Origin of the sequence: Cobetia sp. QF-1, from assembly GCF_002213105.1 — a bacterium.
In the GTDB taxonomy this organism is placed as follows: Bacteria; Pseudomonadota; Gammaproteobacteria; order Pseudomonadales; family Halomonadaceae; genus Cobetia; species Cobetia crustatorum.
Genome location: NZ_NBVS01000011.1, coordinates 108,679 through 124,356, shown reverse-complemented (window position 1 = coordinate 124,356; position 15,678 = coordinate 108,679). Strand labels below are relative to the sequence as shown.

Genomic DNA, 15,678 nt, shown 5'->3' with positions numbered 1-15,678 from the left:
ATCAACTGCCATTGGCTATCCGAGATTTCGTAGCGTCCTGTCATACCGCACCTATGCTGGATGTGCATGGGTCACATTAGCAAAAATGACTTTTCGTACAAAACCTACACAAATGACTCTGCGAGTTGCAGGGTGAACCTGTATAAGCGATTCTACAAATCAGCCAGTCAATCGTTCGGGACAACATCCAAAACGTGGATTACGGCGTATAACCTCCTGAACCTCTGTCGGATCTCGCGACCGATAGACTGTAAGATCGGATTGTGCGGCGCCCTAAGGGCGTCGCTTTTTTGTGCGTGTCAGAAGAGTTCTAAAGCTCGGTGGCCATACCCCTTAAGCCGCCCCTCTCGGCATATCCCGCCCTCATCCGAACCTGGCATTTCGCCACTACTGCTCCGAGATAGCGCTTCGTGTGAGCGCCAATACCTCTCGTGGCCCGAAAACCAGATTATTGTAAAATCTGGACGTGAATAAAGATAACGGTATATTTTATAAAGCAATCGCTGAGCTATATGATCCAAACTATTCCGCAGGGGCTTATACGAGCGGCATGCTGCCACTTAAGCCGCATTGTTCTCATGTCGGACAAACACTACCGTGTGCGACATGTCACTGCAGATCCTCCCATAAAGAGTAAAAACAACAGGCCACGCACCTGATTGCAGGACATGCGTCGTTAATGGCAGACGACACACCATGACTATAACGCCAACTACGAGATGTCCCCCTCCATGAGTATTCTTGCCATTCTGATCTCGCTCGGGCTGTTGATGTTCCTGGCCTACCGCGGTATCACCGTCCTGTTGCTCGCGCCATTGATGGCAGCACTTGCCGTCGTTCTTTCCGGCGATGCCGGTACTCTCCTTCCCAGCTATACCGTGACCTTCATGAGTCAGCTGGGGGGCTATCTGGCCAAATTCTTCCCGCTGTTCATCCTCGGTGCCCTATTCGGCCAGTTAATGGCGGATTCTGGTGCAGCGCATGCTATCTCTGAAGGTCTGGTCAAACGCTTGGGCACTCGCCATGTCATTCTGACGGTTGTCTTGGCCTGCGCCATACTGACGTATGGCGGTGTGTCGCTATTCGTGGTGGCGTTTGCGATCTACCCCATCGGTGCACAGCTATTCCAACGCACTGACACACCGAAACGCCTGTTACCCGCAGCTATTGCACTCGGCTCATTCACGTTCACGATGACAGCATTACCCGGCACGCCTGCCATTCAGAACGCCATCCCGATCCCCTACTTCCAGACCAACAGTTTCGCTGCACCGGGCTTAGGCATCATTGCCGGCCTGATGATGTTAGGTCTCGGCACTTGGTGGCTCAAGGGACGTGCCAGCAAGGCACAAGCCCAGGGCGAGAACTACGGGGTTCATCAGAATGAAGGTCTCGAGAAAGACTCAAGCCTCGTGGCCACGATGAGCATGACCGCCGCACTGGTCCCGCTGATCATGGTGATTGGCCTGAATGCGCTACTTACCTACCTCGTTTTCCCTCGCATCGATTTCTCCTACCTGGCCGAGTCCTTCCCTGATCTCAACCCCGCAGGTGCAACAGGCATGTGGTCAATCCTGATTGCATTGGCCACGGCATCCGCCTGGTTGATGATCTCGCGCTGGAAGCAATGGAACGACCTCAAGACAACGGTCAATAACGGCTGCTTTGGCGCGATGCTACCGGTATTCAACACAGCTTCAGAAGTCGGCTACGGCGCTGTCATTGCAAGTCTGGCGGGCTTTGCCATCGTCAAGGACGCCGTACTGGGACTCTATCCGAGTAATCCGCTGATTTCCGAAGCCGTTGCGGTCAATGTACTGGCTGGGATTACCGGATCATCATCAGGCGGCATGAGCATTGCGCTCTCGACACTGGGCTCGACTTACATGGAAATGGCCGTGAAAAGCGGTATTGATCCTGAGCTGATGCATCGAGTCGCCGCACTAGCCGCTGGCAGCATGGACACCCTGCCACACTCTGGCGCGGTCATTACCCTGCTGGCGATCTGCAAGCTGACACATCGCCAGTCCTATGGGCAGATGTTCATGATGACCGTGGCATTCCCGATGTTGGCGCTGATCACTGTCGTGACACTCGGTAGCTTGGTAGGCAGCTTCTAATCACCCTTGAATATGTAGCTTGAGCAATGATACATATTCAATCTGCCTGAAAGCACAACACCACCTCTTGAAGGTGGTGTTGTGCTTTACATTATTATTATAACTTCATGCACATGGATTCCGTGATGAAGCATCAATAGACGTGATGAGACTGTTGTCGTTGCTGCGCATCTTCAATACGGGCACGCGTCTTGATCCAGAGAGTGAGATCATCTTGATCGGTTCCCGGATTTTCAGCGACCCAATCCACGATGCGTGATGCAATGAATTCTGCATAGAGCTCATCATCGAACTGCAGCACCATGATGTCTTCGCCTGCCTGGCTCAGGCGTAGCAACACTTCGCCAGCTGGCAACACGTACAGATTCAGCTCATGAAGATACTGAGTCGTAAAGGTCACTCGACGAAAACGCTCAGGAATGGCGCGCCCACTGTTACTGATGTCGTTCATGAAAGTCATCGCACTCTCCCGCAGTAGGGGGCTCATACATTACACTCATTCGTGAGCAATCCTGCTTATCATAGCGCAGATAATATAATTAAGAACCTTCGCATGGAATATTTTCAATGAAATGCAATAACAGCAAGGTCTGTCCGACATACGTTCAACCTTCCCCGCTATTTATTTAACGCACTCTTTATTATTCATTCCACAGTAAAATCACGAATAGAAATGCCATTGCCCACCGGTAACGATGGGCAATCCAAAGATAATATGACAGATTATCTTGGCAAGGACAGTCCGCCTCTTCCTCAGCCGTGATGCTGCCGAATGGCATCACTATCGAGCGTCAGGTGAATACGGGCCAGCCAACCCGCCAGCAAGGCCTGCTTGTGACGACTCATGCTCTTGTGCGTCGCAATGGCCTCGCAGAGGCGATTGCCGGCAGACTCGAGATGGCACGGGCGCTCACCGCGTGTCGCACGCTCAAAGTCTTCCGCCAGCGTAAGAATAAGTGCCTTCAATGCCCGCTCGACTTCTTTGGGCATCTTGCTTCCCAACTCTCTACGTACAAAGCTGATGCCACGCCCGATATCCATTCCGGTAAGTCCAAGCGATAACAGCGGGCTACCCGATATCTTCTGCTCAAGCTCACCTTCCTTACTCACCCCACGTGCGACTTGCTCCTGATTACGCGCTTGTTCATGACGCGCAAGACGCAACAGGCGATCGCCCATCCGTCCACCGAACCAGCTATCCAATCGCTCGGTGGAGCGTTCAGACAGTTCACGAATATCACTGATCGTGGAGCGAATCAGTTGCTTCCTATCCCAGCTGGCGCCCGGCACTGGTATCAATCGGAAGCCAAGAATGGTCACTACCAGCCCAATACCTGCCGCCAGGCTTCTATTGAGTGTATAGGCGACATCAAAGGTCATGCCGTTATCTGGCATCACCAACAGAATATTGAAGACCACGAATGGGAGACAGATACCTGCCAACACAGGTACGACCGATCCCATCAGCCCAAGAAATAGCGGGATACTGAGAATAAGAATAAAGGGCACAAAATGCTGAGCCTGACTCAGCAGCACATTGCCAAACAACAATACGCTGGGCACTGCAAACAGCAGACCTTTCAGCACCATGGGAATGATGGGCGCAGGATCATCACGACTCGCAAAGATGCCGGAGAATAGCGTGCCCAGCAGCATGGCGACTGCACCGTTATCCCATGCCGTCGCGACCCAGAATGTTGCCGTCACGCCGAAAATACACATCGCGCGTAGTGCGTTGGTCGCCGCACGGCCATGATCCCGATGCCAGCTCATGCTGGGCTGACGTAGTTGATGACGCCCCGGATGGTTGATGACCTCTCGGGCCTGCAGCATCACCAGCGTGTGTCCCAGGACTTCACGCAAACTGAAGAGCAGTCGTGCTTCAAGTGCTTTGATACTGCGATGCCCGCGTGACAGTCGCAGACATTCGCCCCGTAGCTCCTTGAGCGTAGCGCGGGCCTGATCAGTCCCCTGGTTATCCGCCATACTCTGAAAGGCAGCCCCCAATCGCTGCATGAGATCAATGGTGGGCTGGCTAAAACGCTCTGACATCAGCGCAACGTTCGAACCTTCCGTCTGATTCGCATGCTGCGAACCAGACGCCTTGGCATCTTGTTCGTCCTGATGAGATATGAAGAATTCAGGATGGCGCAACTGATGAAGCGCCTTCAAGGTCGCATAGAGCCGCATACTCCGACGCGTCAGCAGATGGACTCCCCGAATGCGCCCCTTGCCCTGCGGCCCTTCATAACGCGCGGAATGAGCGTCTATCTCGAGATTATTGAGCGCATCAAGTCCCGTCATCAACTGGTCCAGCATCGCCTTACGCTCATCCATATTCTGCGCGCGCTGCGCCTGACTTCCAGACAGGCCTCTCTCTTGCGCTGAATTGAGTGGCATCGAGAACGCAAGTGCCATATAGCGGAAAGTGGCATTCACGGCAGTATCCGCCAGCACGCCAAGATGATTGCGTACACGAATCGGCCAGATCAACGCACTCACCAGCACAGCACACAATGCCCCCAGGCTCAGCTCACTTAAACGCGCGAGTGCCACTGTGAAAAAGTTACCGGGAGCAGAGGATGTCAGTACCACCACAATCATGCAGGCAACTGCCCCCATGACACAGCCATAAGACAGATTGTTGTGCGTCAGCGAGGCACCGTAGATACAGAGGCCAATCCAGAGCGTAACGCTGCCAAGCGCAAGCTCCGGTACTTGGGCAAATAGCCCCATGATGACTGCCGCGACACAGATGCCGACAAAGGTGCCACCCACCTGGCAGATCCCCTTCTCGACCACCATGCCGGACATCGGTCGTGTTTGCAGAAAGGCCGCCGAGATCAATGCCCAATACGGGCGATCAAGGTCAAAATAAAAGGCAGCATAAAGTGCCAACGCCATGGCAAGCACACCCTTACAGGCGAACTTGAGCGCAAATGGCGTTGGTTTTAGAAAGGCAGCGAGTGCAGGCGACATGCGTTAAGGCGTCCCGGAAGCATCTGCTGCTGAGAGCGCAGAATCTTCTTTAGCGGTGGTATCTGAAACGTCGCGCAACAGTCTAACGGTCGCTGTCATCCCTGACGCCAGATTGATACCGGAGGCACGTACCGCCTTGATATCATCAAATTCAACCCGTACCGGAATACGTTGCGCAAGACGCACCCAGCTGAAAGTAGGACTCACTTGAGGTAGCTGCTGTGCATTGATAGTGGTGTTGCTATCCGCGATGCCCTGGCCAATTCCGACGACATGCCCCTTGAAGCTTTCGTTACCACTCATCAAGGTAATCTGAACCGAATCACCATGGCGCACGTGTTGCAGCTTGGTTTCCTGAAAGTAGGCGCTGAGATAGAAAGAGTCATTCTTGATCAGTGCCATCACGGACGTGCCCGCTGTCACATAGTTACCTTGACTCAGATGCATGTTGAGAATGCTGCCATCAGCAGGTGCCGTTAGCTGAGTACGGTCGAGATCCAACTGAGCAGACTCCATGGCGGCTTCAGCCTGTTGAACATCGGCACGTGCCACTTCCGCCTCCAAACGTGCAGTATCGCGCGCCTCTTCGCTGATCGCATTGCTGTTCAGGCGGCCGCGACGACTGGCCTCGTGTTCCTTGAGGCGCAACGTGGCCTTGGTGCTCGCCAGGCTCGCCTTGGCCTTGTCCAGTGCGGCTGAGTAACGCGCACGATCTATCTGCAGAATCACGTCACCTTCATGTACCTGAGTCGTATCGGCCACATTCAGCTCACGTACCCAGCCCGAGACATCGGGGCTTAACGTGATGACTTCCGCCCGTACCCGCGCATCTCGTGTCCAGGGGCTATACATATAGGTTTTCCATAGCCACAGAGCACACCAGACAGCTGTCGCCACCAAGCATAGGGTAATGATCCATTTCACGACTTTCTGTAGGGACTTGCTCATGCAGCGTTCCTTGAAGAATTAATCCAGCGATGAGGCGGGCGAACGGAAGGAGAACTCTCACAAAGCGCCGATCACAAGCGGTGATACCAGGTTCTGCTCAGGTCACCAGTGCAACCACCGCAGCCAGGCAAATAATAAAGAGAGAAATATCAAACCAAGCCTCGAACCATAGCTCATGGTTGGCTAGCAGACGGTGCAGTAGCGAACGAATAAGCCCAGCCGCCAGCAATGCCACCAGGGCATAGACCAGCATGGGACTGATCAGAAATTCACCCACCACCATTTCATGCAGCCCATTGAAGCCTGCCATGAAGCCAGTGTCTGCGGATGTCTCGTTCATCTACTCTTTTCCTTTGACGCGCCCCGAGTCGGGGCGCAATACCAATGAAGCCAACGCCAGCCTTTAAAAATTTTACGGCAAGCAAGGCTGCGATTCATAACGCAAACATGTACCAAGCCCCAAAAGAGGCATGACGCGGCATGACAATGTGGTCATGAAACTGCGCTATAGCGATCCCGAAGGGTGCCAGCCAAGATCTACCAGCCTCACGTTCATTCTACAGCGCGAGCAAAACCATAGCGTGCAGCCAGCGTTAAACGATGGTGGCACTTCATCAATCATTCAAGCGTCGCCACCCTCCTAAAGTGTCAGGCAATGAAAAATGACGATAGCATTAATATGCAGGCTAACATTTTTTTCGACTCACGCCACGTTGCATCAGGCGAACTCCACAAATTCATGCCGCCACAGGCAGCTCCATGATTCATGCACTTCCTTCTTCATATTGCTAACGCTTCATCCATAAATGCGAATTTCTAGCAACGAAGGATCCCCCAAGCAATTGAAATAATTACGCTTAAAAATATTCTGCCACATGGGCACAAAAAACGGCTTACCCATAAGGCAAGCCGTTTTTTTCTTGCTGCAACAGCTTTACTCGAAACCGCCTCTGTAAAAATGTCGACTAGACAGCATAGCCCAGCGTACGGGGTAGCCATAGCGCCAGCTCCGGGAACAGCATCACTACCGCCAGTGCTCCCAACATCGCAACGACGAACACCAGCGCCCAGCCTACCGTCTTCTCAAGCCGCACTCCCGCCACACTACTGGTCACCATCAGGTTGACCGCAACAGGAGGGGTAAACTGTCCGATGGCAATATTCATCGCCAACAGAATGCCGAACCACACTGGATGCCAGCCAAAGTGTTGCATCACGGGAATCAGTACCGGCATCAGGATCAAGTAGATCGACACCGCATCCAGCAGCATGCCGGCAATCAATACAGCGATCATCACCAGTATCAGCAGCACAGTGCCACTGTCCGAGAGCGTAATGAGCCACTCCGCCAGATGGCGGAAAGTCCCCAGCATGGTGCCGGCCCAGGCAAAGATACCCGCCAGCGCGATAATCAACATGACAACACCAGAGATGACAGCGGCCTCACCGAGCAGCTGCCATACTTGCGATAGCTTTAGCTCCCGTGTGATGAAAAGTCCGATGCAGAGCCCATAGGCGGCAGCGACCACAGCGGCCTCCGTCGGTGTAAACAGCCCTGAGCGCAATCCACCGAGAATGATCACGGGTGCCAGTAATGCTGGAATAGCCGCGCGGAATGCTGGCCCCAGCGGAATGCGGGTCACCTGATCAGGATCCTCCCAGCGATAACGATGCGACAGATACCACGCCGGAATCAATAATGCTGCCCCGACCAACAGGCCAGGAATGAGCCCTGCCGCGAACAGTGCACGCAGATCCACGCCCGGCACCACGATGGAATACAGAATCAGCGCGATGGACGGTGGGATCAGAATTGCCGTCGAAGCGGAGGCCGCAATCAATGTCGCAGAGAAGGCCTTGGGATACCCTGCCCGCGTCATACTGGGGATCATGACCATCGCGACCGCCGCTGCATCAGCGGGCCCAGAGCCGCTCATCCCGCCCATGATCAGACATACCAATATCGCAACCAACGCCAAGCCACCATGACGAGGGCCGATCAGCGCTTGCGCAAAGTGGACCAGTCTTGCTGCAACCCCCGCCCGCTCGAATACCAGTCCCGTCAGGATGAACAGTGGGATAGCGATCAGTGGATATTTGGCAATGCTGTTATAGGTATTGGTCCCCAATGTCGCCAGCATGTTCACTGGCAAGCCCGCCACGATGCCTACCGCACCCGATAACCCAAGCGCGAAAGCCACGGGAACACCGAGTACCAATAGCGCAACGAAACTGGCAAGCAACCAGAGGTCAGGACTCATGATTACGCTCCTCGTTGGCAGTAGACGAGGTGCTTGCGTCTTGCTCAAGACTATCTTGCTCAGGACCGTGCTTGAGTCGATCACTACATTGCTGCAACTGACGCCACATCATCGCGACCGCGAGCAGAGGTAGCCATACCACATACCACCAGTTAGGCAGGCCTAGCCCCGGCGAGAGTGACTCCCACTGATATTCTTCCAGCGCAAAGCGGCTGCCAAACCAGACAATCATGCCCAGCACCAGTAGACAGGCCAGTGTCTGCAACACCACGACTACACGCCACACGGGCAGTGGCAGATAATCCTCCAGCAGGGCAATACGAATATGTGCCTGCCGACGAATCGCCACTGAAGCGCCCGCCAGCGTCAACAACACCAGCAGGAAAACGGAAAACTCTTCCGTGAAAGCAAAGGACGCATTGGTGGCATAGCGCACCACCACGTTGGCAAGGCTGATCAGACCGATCAACCCCAAGGCAAGCGCTGCCAGCCAGGATTCTGGTCGCGTCTTGGGATGCTCAATGGCAGAAGGAGCGTCCGGTGGTTGGCGATCAGCGCCACCGGACGATGAATCAGCTGAATCTTGCGAAACTTGGGACATGCCACTGTATCCACACATACGCCGAGGCACGATGACCTCGGCGCAAGACCTCATGAATCAACGACACACTCCGCACCAGTGCGAGAGACATCACACCCGTTGGCAGCACTAGAACCTCAGTGAAAGAAACACTAGCGTGCAGCGTGCAGAGTGGGTCATCACGAAAACCACCCCACGCATTTAGCGCGATGCAGCGACCTCAGTGCGCGCCGTCTCGACCAATGCCTCACCAATCTTCGGCGTCCAGTTGGCGTAGACAGACTGTGTAGCATCACGGAAGGCCTGCATGGCGTCTTCATCGAGCGTGATCACGTTGACGCCACGGCTTTCGATATCCGCCAGCCGTTGAGCGTTGCCTTCGCGACTCATGGCCGTTTCCCAAGCACCCGCCTCTTTCGCCGTCTCAGTCAGCAACGTGCGCTCTTCTTCGTTGAGCGATTTCCAGACACGCTGATTGGCGGCAAAGATGAGCGGATCTGCCATGTAGTGCCACAGCGTCAGGTGGGCCTGGCCAACCTGATCGATACGTGCCACATCAAATACCGACAGCGGATTTTCCTGACCATCCACCGCACCAGTCGTCAGTGCCGGTTTGGCGTCGGCCCAGCTCATCTGAGTCGGGTTGGCACCCAGCGCAGTGAAAGTATCCTGGAACAGTGGCGAACCGACGACGCGAATCTTGAGACCTTTAAGGTCCTCAGGTGCCTCAATCGGACGTGAGGAGTTGGAAACTTCACGGAAGCCATTCTCCCCCCATGCCAACGGAACGATGCCCTTGGACTCAATTGCCGCAAACACCTGCTTGCCAGACTCACCCTGAGTCAGCGCATCAATCGCTGCGTGGTCTGGCATCAGGAACGGCAGCGAGAACAGATTGAGTTCGGGTACCTGCGGCGACCAGTTGATGGTCGAGCCCACCGCAAGATCAATCAGCCCCTGACGCATGGCCGAGAATTCCTTGGTCTGATCCCCTGCGACCAGCTGGGCATTGGGATAGACGCGCAGTGTCAGTTCACCGCCTGAGCGCTCCTTCACCAGCTCGGCCCATTTTTCAGCGGCCTGCCCCCACGGAAAAGCATCAGACAGTACAGTTGACACAGACAACTCACGCGCTTGCGCGTTATTGGCCATCAGCGGAGTCATCAATGCCAGCCCGAGTAGACCCGTGGCAAGGAAGGGACGGCGGCGTGTCGTGGCGGTGATATGTTCAGCAAGCAGGGTCATGAATAACCTCTTGATTATGATTTTTAGAGTGAAGTGTCAGCGTCCAACAGCAAAAACATGCGCGTGTTCATGATTCCTTCATTAGTTCATTAACTGCACGCGTCAACGAATGTCGCACATGCAGTACGCATGCAGAAGAAGATTCTCATCTGCATGGCGGGGTGACCATTCGACCATGCGACGGGAAGACTCGCCCACCGCCGGAGATCAAGCGACACGGAGCTGTATATAAATACAGCATTCGTAAATTTTGACATTTAACATCGAAAAATCACCGCCTCACAGAGCACTGAAAGCCCTTTTCTGGGCCAAATCCTTTCTTGATAGCCAATCAGTCATTAAAAGCTCGTGAGTTAAGGAAAATGCACTTTGCATCGATACTGTATATTAATACAGTATCATTCATGAATCCCACATACCCAGCAGCGACTCATCGGCTCTCGTCTGGTGCTTTCCTGTCGCAGTCCTGGCATAGGGTGGGTAGACTGGCCGCCATTCTCCCAAGGATTGACTCACGACTGCCAACGTTACCCCCTGAAGATGAGGCCCCTCTTACATGCAGAACCCCCAGCAGGAATCTATCTCCACTCCCGCCTTCGAGACCGCTTACGAAAGCCAGGACCTCGACACGCTGCCGCCTAGTAGCCACAAGCCGGCCAGCAGTCTGAGCGCTGCCATTGTGCTGTGGTCTCTCCTGCTAGGCGTTGGCATGCTGATGCTGGCCAACGGACTGCAAGGGAGTCTGCTGGGGATACGCGCCTCATCGGAAGGTTTCAGCAACACGATGACAGGCGTGATCATGTCGGCCTACTTTGCCGGTTTCCTGCTGGGCTCGACGCTGGCACCACGCAAACTGCGCAAGGTAGGCCACGTACGCACCTTCGCGGCGCTCGCCTCGATCACCTCGGTCTGCATCCTGGTGCATGCTCTGTATGTCGTGCCTGAGGTATGGATTGCGATGCGCTTCATTACCGGCTTCGCGTTTGCAGGCCTTTATGTTGTCGCCGAAAGCTGGCTCAACAGCCAGGCGACCAACCAGATGCGCGGGCGTCTACTCGCCATCTACATGGTTATCACCTATCTCGGAATGGGCGGCGGACAGCTATTGCTTAATGTCGGTAATCCCGACACCTACCTGCTATTCATTCTGGTCTCGGTGATCATGTCACTGGCCCTGGTGCCGATGCTGCTATCGGCTTCACCACAGCCAGAAGGCGCACAACCGGAAGCCATGGGACTGATGCGTCTACTGCGTCTCGCACCGCTTGGCACCGTGGGTAATTTTGCAACCGGCATCGCCAACGGCACCGTGTTTGGCATGGGCGCGGTCTATGCTGACCGTGCAGGATTGTCGCTACAGGAAGTCTCGTGGTTCATGAGTGCCTTCATCCTCGGGGCCGCGATACTGCAATGGCCGCTCGGCAAGCTGTCCGACAAGATATCAGCCAAGAAAGTCATCCTGGTATCGAGTGTCGGCGCCATCTCGCTCTCCTTCGGCGGCATACCACTGACCGGTGGCGGCATTTGGACCATGGCCCTGCTCGGTGCGGGCCTTGGCGGACTCATCCTCACGCAGTACTCATTGTTCTTGGCTGCTGCCAACAATCTGTTGACCACACCGCAGATCATCTCCGCCAGCGGCACCCTGGTACTAGTCCATGGCGCCGGCGCTATCCTCGGCCCGCTGACCGCAGGCCTGCTGATGGAGCGCTTCGGCGCCAACGGTTTCCTCTATACGCTGGCTGCAGTTCACATTCTGATCGTGATCGTCGCCGCCAGTGTTACCGGCAAGCCACGCCAGGAACTCGGGGATGATGACGGGAATCACCCCGGCCATTACGTTGTCGCGCCCTCGACCACCAGCCCACTGGGGGCTGTCTGGGTCGAAGAAGCCATCACGGAGCCAGACACCGGCCAGCTGGAATTCGACTTTGACGCCGACCCTGCACTGGAAGCAGAGATAGAGGCAGAACTTGAAGCCAAGCGCGACGCCGAACGGGAGAGTGAGGAAGGCGACGACGCAGTTCAGCAGGTTGATAGCGATGAAGGCGTAATGAATGATCGCGTTACCGGCATGGAAGATGACTGGCAGCTGGATGGCCATGTCGATGAGCAAGCGCAACATCTCTCCGAAGAGGAGCGACGCGTGAAAACCGAGCCTGAACGCGAGAGCTACTAGCCTTCTCCCTATCTAACCGCTGCTAGCATCGATCATCAAAAACACCGCCTTGAGGGCGGTGTTTTTGATTCTGCCTGTTAGAGCCGCTGTCCAAACCCCACTGAAACTTACCCTCAAACTACAAAAAAGTAGTCTCCTTACAGCATCTACGACGTTTCGCCTACCGCACCGCAAACGTTTGCGGTCCATACTTGGCACCATTGTGAACCCGTCAAGTAAACGACTGGATCGGCTCACCCCTGCCCCTTTCAAGGACTGAGACGTGAAACGACATGGCATATTGAACGCCCCGCTCAGCGGACATCTTGCTCGCCTCGGGCACACCCAGACGCTAGTCATCGCGGATGCCGGCTTGCCCATTCCGGCCGGAGTGTCCTGTGTCGATCTTGCCGTCGTGCCTGGTCTGCCCGGTATGCTGCCAGTGCTGGATGCGCTGCTCCACGAACTGTGCATCGAAGCGGTGACACTGGCCGAAGAGCTGCCGCTGAAGAGCCCGGCACTGCATGACACCCTCACCACACGCCTTGCAGCCATTGAACACCAGACCGGGACAGCCATGATTCGCCATGAGCTAAGCCATGAGGCCTTCAAGGCCGAACTGACCAAGGCCAGCGTGATCGTGCGTACCGGCGAATGTACCCCTTACGCCAACCTGATCTTGCATTGCGGGGTACCCTTCTAATGAGTGCGCTTTTGACGAGCAACGGCCAGGCCGCTGTCAGCGACGTGAGCGAAGAGCCACGCGTGCTGATGGCGCTGCGTGGTATCGACAAGGGCTTTTCGGGTGTCAGCGTGCTAAAGAGCGTCGACCTGACACTGCGTGCCGGGCGCGTACATGCGCTCGCAGGCGAGAACGGTGCCGGCAAGTCGACGCTGATGAAAATTCTCTCCGGCGTGTATCGCTACGATGCGGGCACGCTGTCATTACGAGGCGAGGAAGTTGTCTTCACGACGCCACGCCAGGCAATGGATAGCCGGATCGCCATCATCCACCAGGAGCTGAATCTGGTACCGGGCCTGTCCGCCGGCGAGAACATATTTCTCGGTCGTGAGCCGCGTACAAAAATCGGCACTGTCGATTGGAAGCGATTGCACGGTGATGCCAGTCGCCTGCTGGCACGTCTGCGCCAGTCATTGGATTCACGCACGGCGGTCGGTGAGCTGAGTATCGGTCAGCAGCAAATGGTCGAGATTGCACGTGCGCTGTCGCTGGATGCCGAAATCATCATCATGGATGAGCCGACGGACGCCCTGACGGACATCGAAACCGGGATATTGGCCGAGGTCGTCACTGAGCTGCGCGCAGAAGGCCGCTCGTTGGTACTGATCACTCATCGCCTGAATGAAATCTTCAGTATGTGCGATGAAGTTGCCGTGCTACGTGACGGCCAGATGATTCATCAGGGACCGACTGCTGATCTCGATGAAGATGGGCTGATTCGCCTGATGGTTGGCCGAGAGCTGGCCGAGCGCTATCCATTCATCCCCGCAAGCCTCGAGGGTGAAGTGATGTTGGAGGTCAATGATCTGACCGCGCCTGGAGTGAATGGCATCAGCTTCTCGGCGCGCAGCGGTGAAGTACTTGGCTTTGGCGGCCTGATGGGCGCTGGGCGCACCGAGCTTGCGCGAGCACTGTGTGGTGATACCCGCATCAGTGGTGGCGACGTCATCTTCAAGGGGCAGCGCCAGCAATTTTCCTCACCGGGCGCAGCGCTCGCTGCAGGTCTGGTCTATGTACCGGAAGACCGCAAGCAGGCCGGATTGATTCTGTCGCACTCGGTTGCCAACAACATGTCACTCAGCGCCCTGCCAAACTTCTGTGGTGCCTTTGGACGCATCCGTCACGGAGAGGAAGCTGCCGCGGTGGACCAGTTCGTCAAGAGCATGCAGATCAAGATCAGCGATACCGCTCAGCCGGTCGATACGCTGTCCGGCGGCAATCAGCAGAAAGTCTCGCTGGCCAAAGCGCTGATGCCCACACCAGAGCTGGTCATCCTTGATGAGCCGACACGCGGCGTGGATGTTGGCGCCAAGCGTGAAATCTACCTATTGATCAATGAGCTCAAGCGTCAAGGCAAGTGCATCCTGCTGATCTCCTCCGAGATGCCGGAACTGCTGGGCCTCGCTGATCGCATTCTAGTGGTGGCCGACGGGCGTATCTCCGGCGAGTTCAGCCGCGAGAATGCCACCCAGGAAGCCATCATGACCGCTGCCTCTGGCCTTGAGAGTGATCTCAGTACCAGCGCTGCCGCCTCGAACTCTACTGCCTCTCCTCTCTCCTCTTCCTGCAACGAGATGCCGATCTGATGTCCACACCTTCTTCTTCCGCCAGCAGCGCACGCCGCATCGACATGATGCGCCTGCTGGTCGACAACAAGGCGCTAATTGCACTGGCGCTACTGATCGCGGTTAGCGCGGGCCTGTCCGACAACTTCCTGTCGACAGACAATCTGCTTAACGTGCTGCGTCAAACCAGTATCAACGCCATCATCGCGATGGGTGTGACCTTCGTGATCCTGACCGCTGGCATCGACCTGTCCGTAGGCGCAGTGCTTGCCTTGACCGGTGCCTTCGCTGCCTCAATGACTGCCGCTGGCTTGTCACCGTGGCTGAGCGTGCCGGGCACCATCGTGGCCGGCGCTGCACTCGGGGCCATCTCGGGATTGTTTGTCGCGTTTGGTCGCATTCAAGCCTTTATCGTGACACTGGTCGCGATGACAGTGCTACGAGGCGCAACGCTTGTCTATACCGATGGACGTCCAGTCTCCATCGGCGTCAGCGAAGCCGCTGACAGCTTCTGGAACTTGGGCGGCGGCTACTGGCTGGGCGTACCGATCCCGATCTACATGATGTTCTTCGTCTACGTGCTGTGCTGGGGCGTGCTGCATCACACCCGCTTCGGGCGTCACGTCTATGCCGTCGGCGGCGGCGAAAAGGTCGCGCGCCTCTCCGGTATCAACGTCAATCGCATCAAGATCAGCGTCTATGCTATCGCCGGGGCCTTTGCAGCGCTGGCCGGTGCCATCCTCGCTGCACGCCTCGGCTCTGCCCAGCCCAATGCCGGCACGGGTTATGAGTTAGATGCCATCGCAGCTGTCGTCATTGGCGGCACCAGCTTGATGGGTGGCCGTGGGCGCATCTTTGGCACCTTGATCGGTGCGCTGGTGATCGGGGTGCTCAATAATGCCCTCAACATCATGGGCGTCTCGAGCTACTACCAGATGATTGCCAAGGGCGCGGTTATCCTGCTCGCCGTCCTGATCGACAGCCGCGCACAGAAATAGATCAGGTTTAGAGAAAGATCACAGAGAAGCCAGACGACGCAACACAACAACATTCTCGCAGCATCGAAAGCCCGGCTCTGCT

The 15,678-nt window shown here is 55.8% G+C and carries 12 protein-coding genes; 5 read left to right on the top strand and 7 right to left on the bottom strand.

Annotation, left to right across the window (positions count from 1 at the left end; translation table 11 throughout):
* Nucleotides 1-731: 731 nt before the first annotated feature.
* Nucleotides 732-2,120 (top strand): GntP family permease, encoded by a 1,389-nt coding sequence (locus CFN46_RS16005; RefSeq protein ID WP_024952934.1) that lies wholly within the window; start codon nt 732-734, stop codon nt 2,118-2,120.
* Between the two features lie 133 nt (nt 2,121-2,253).
* On the opposite strand, the gene CFN46_RS16000 is transcribed toward CFN46_RS16005, so the two are convergent.
* From CFN46_RS16000 to CFN46_RS15970, 7 genes are all read right to left on the bottom strand, one after another.
* A complete protein-coding gene (locus CFN46_RS16000) occupies nt 2,254-2,580 on the bottom strand; it encodes a hypothetical protein (protein WP_088744141.1) in 327 nt (108 codons plus the stop codon).
* Nucleotides 2,581-2,873: 293 nt separating this feature from the next.
* Nucleotides 2,874-5,099 (bottom strand): FUSC family protein, encoded by a 2,226-nt coding sequence (locus tag CFN46_RS15995; RefSeq protein ID WP_088744140.1) that lies wholly within the window; start codon nt 5,097-5,099, stop codon nt 2,874-2,876.
* Between the two features lie 3 nt (nt 5,100-5,102).
* A complete protein-coding gene (locus CFN46_RS15990) occupies nt 5,103-6,047 on the bottom strand; it encodes an HlyD family secretion protein (protein WP_024952232.1) in 945 nt (314 codons plus the stop codon).
* A gap of 97 nt (nt 6,048-6,144) precedes the next feature.
* Nucleotides 6,145-6,387 (bottom strand): DUF1656 domain-containing protein, encoded by a 243-nt coding sequence (locus CFN46_RS15985; protein WP_024952231.1) that lies wholly within the window; start codon nt 6,385-6,387, stop codon nt 6,145-6,147.
* Nucleotides 6,388-7,012: 625 nt separating this feature from the next.
* Nucleotides 7,013-8,308: a TRAP transporter large permease gene (locus CFN46_RS15980; RefSeq protein WP_088744139.1), complete on the bottom strand. Its 1,296-nt coding sequence runs from the start codon at nt 8,306-8,308 to the stop codon at nt 7,013-7,015.
* Entirely contained in the window at nt 8,298-8,909 is a 612-nt protein-coding gene (locus CFN46_RS15975) for a TRAP transporter small permease (RefSeq protein WP_088744138.1), read from the bottom strand. Before CFN46_RS15975 ends, CFN46_RS15980 begins: the two co-directional genes overlap by 11 nt.
* Before the next feature lie 180 nt (nt 8,910-9,089).
* Entirely contained in the window at nt 9,090-10,133 is a 1,044-nt protein-coding gene (locus tag CFN46_RS15970; RefSeq protein WP_024952228.1) for a DctP family TRAP transporter solute-binding subunit, read from the bottom strand.
* Nucleotides 10,134-10,689: 556 nt separating this feature from the next.
* On the opposite strand from CFN46_RS15970, the gene CFN46_RS15965 reads away from it, so the two are divergent.
* The 4 genes from CFN46_RS15965 (at nt 10,690) to rbsC (ending at nt 15,596) form a co-directional block, all read left to right on the top strand.
* Entirely contained in the window at nt 10,690-12,312 is a 1,623-nt protein-coding gene (locus CFN46_RS15965; RefSeq protein ID WP_024952227.1) for an MFS transporter, read from the top strand.
* Nucleotides 12,313-12,574: 262 nt separating this feature from the next.
* A complete protein-coding gene (rbsD, locus tag CFN46_RS15960; RefSeq protein ID WP_088744137.1) occupies nt 12,575-12,994 on the top strand; it encodes a D-ribose pyranase in 420 nt (139 codons plus the stop codon).
* 11 nt (nt 12,995-13,005) lie between these two features.
* The gene (locus tag CFN46_RS15955; protein ID WP_254918524.1) at nt 13,006-14,619 is read left to right on the top strand and encodes a sugar ABC transporter ATP-binding protein; all 1,614 of its coding nucleotides are present in this window, start codon (nt 13,006-13,008) and stop codon (nt 14,617-14,619) included.
* Nucleotides 14,619-15,596, top strand: a complete 978-nt coding sequence (gene rbsC, locus CFN46_RS15950) for a ribose ABC transporter permease (RefSeq protein WP_024952224.1) — start codon at nt 14,619-14,621, stop codon at nt 15,594-15,596. The genes CFN46_RS15955 and rbsC overlap by 1 nt, the downstream gene beginning before the upstream one ends.
* Nucleotides 15,597-15,678: the final 82 nt, after the last annotated feature.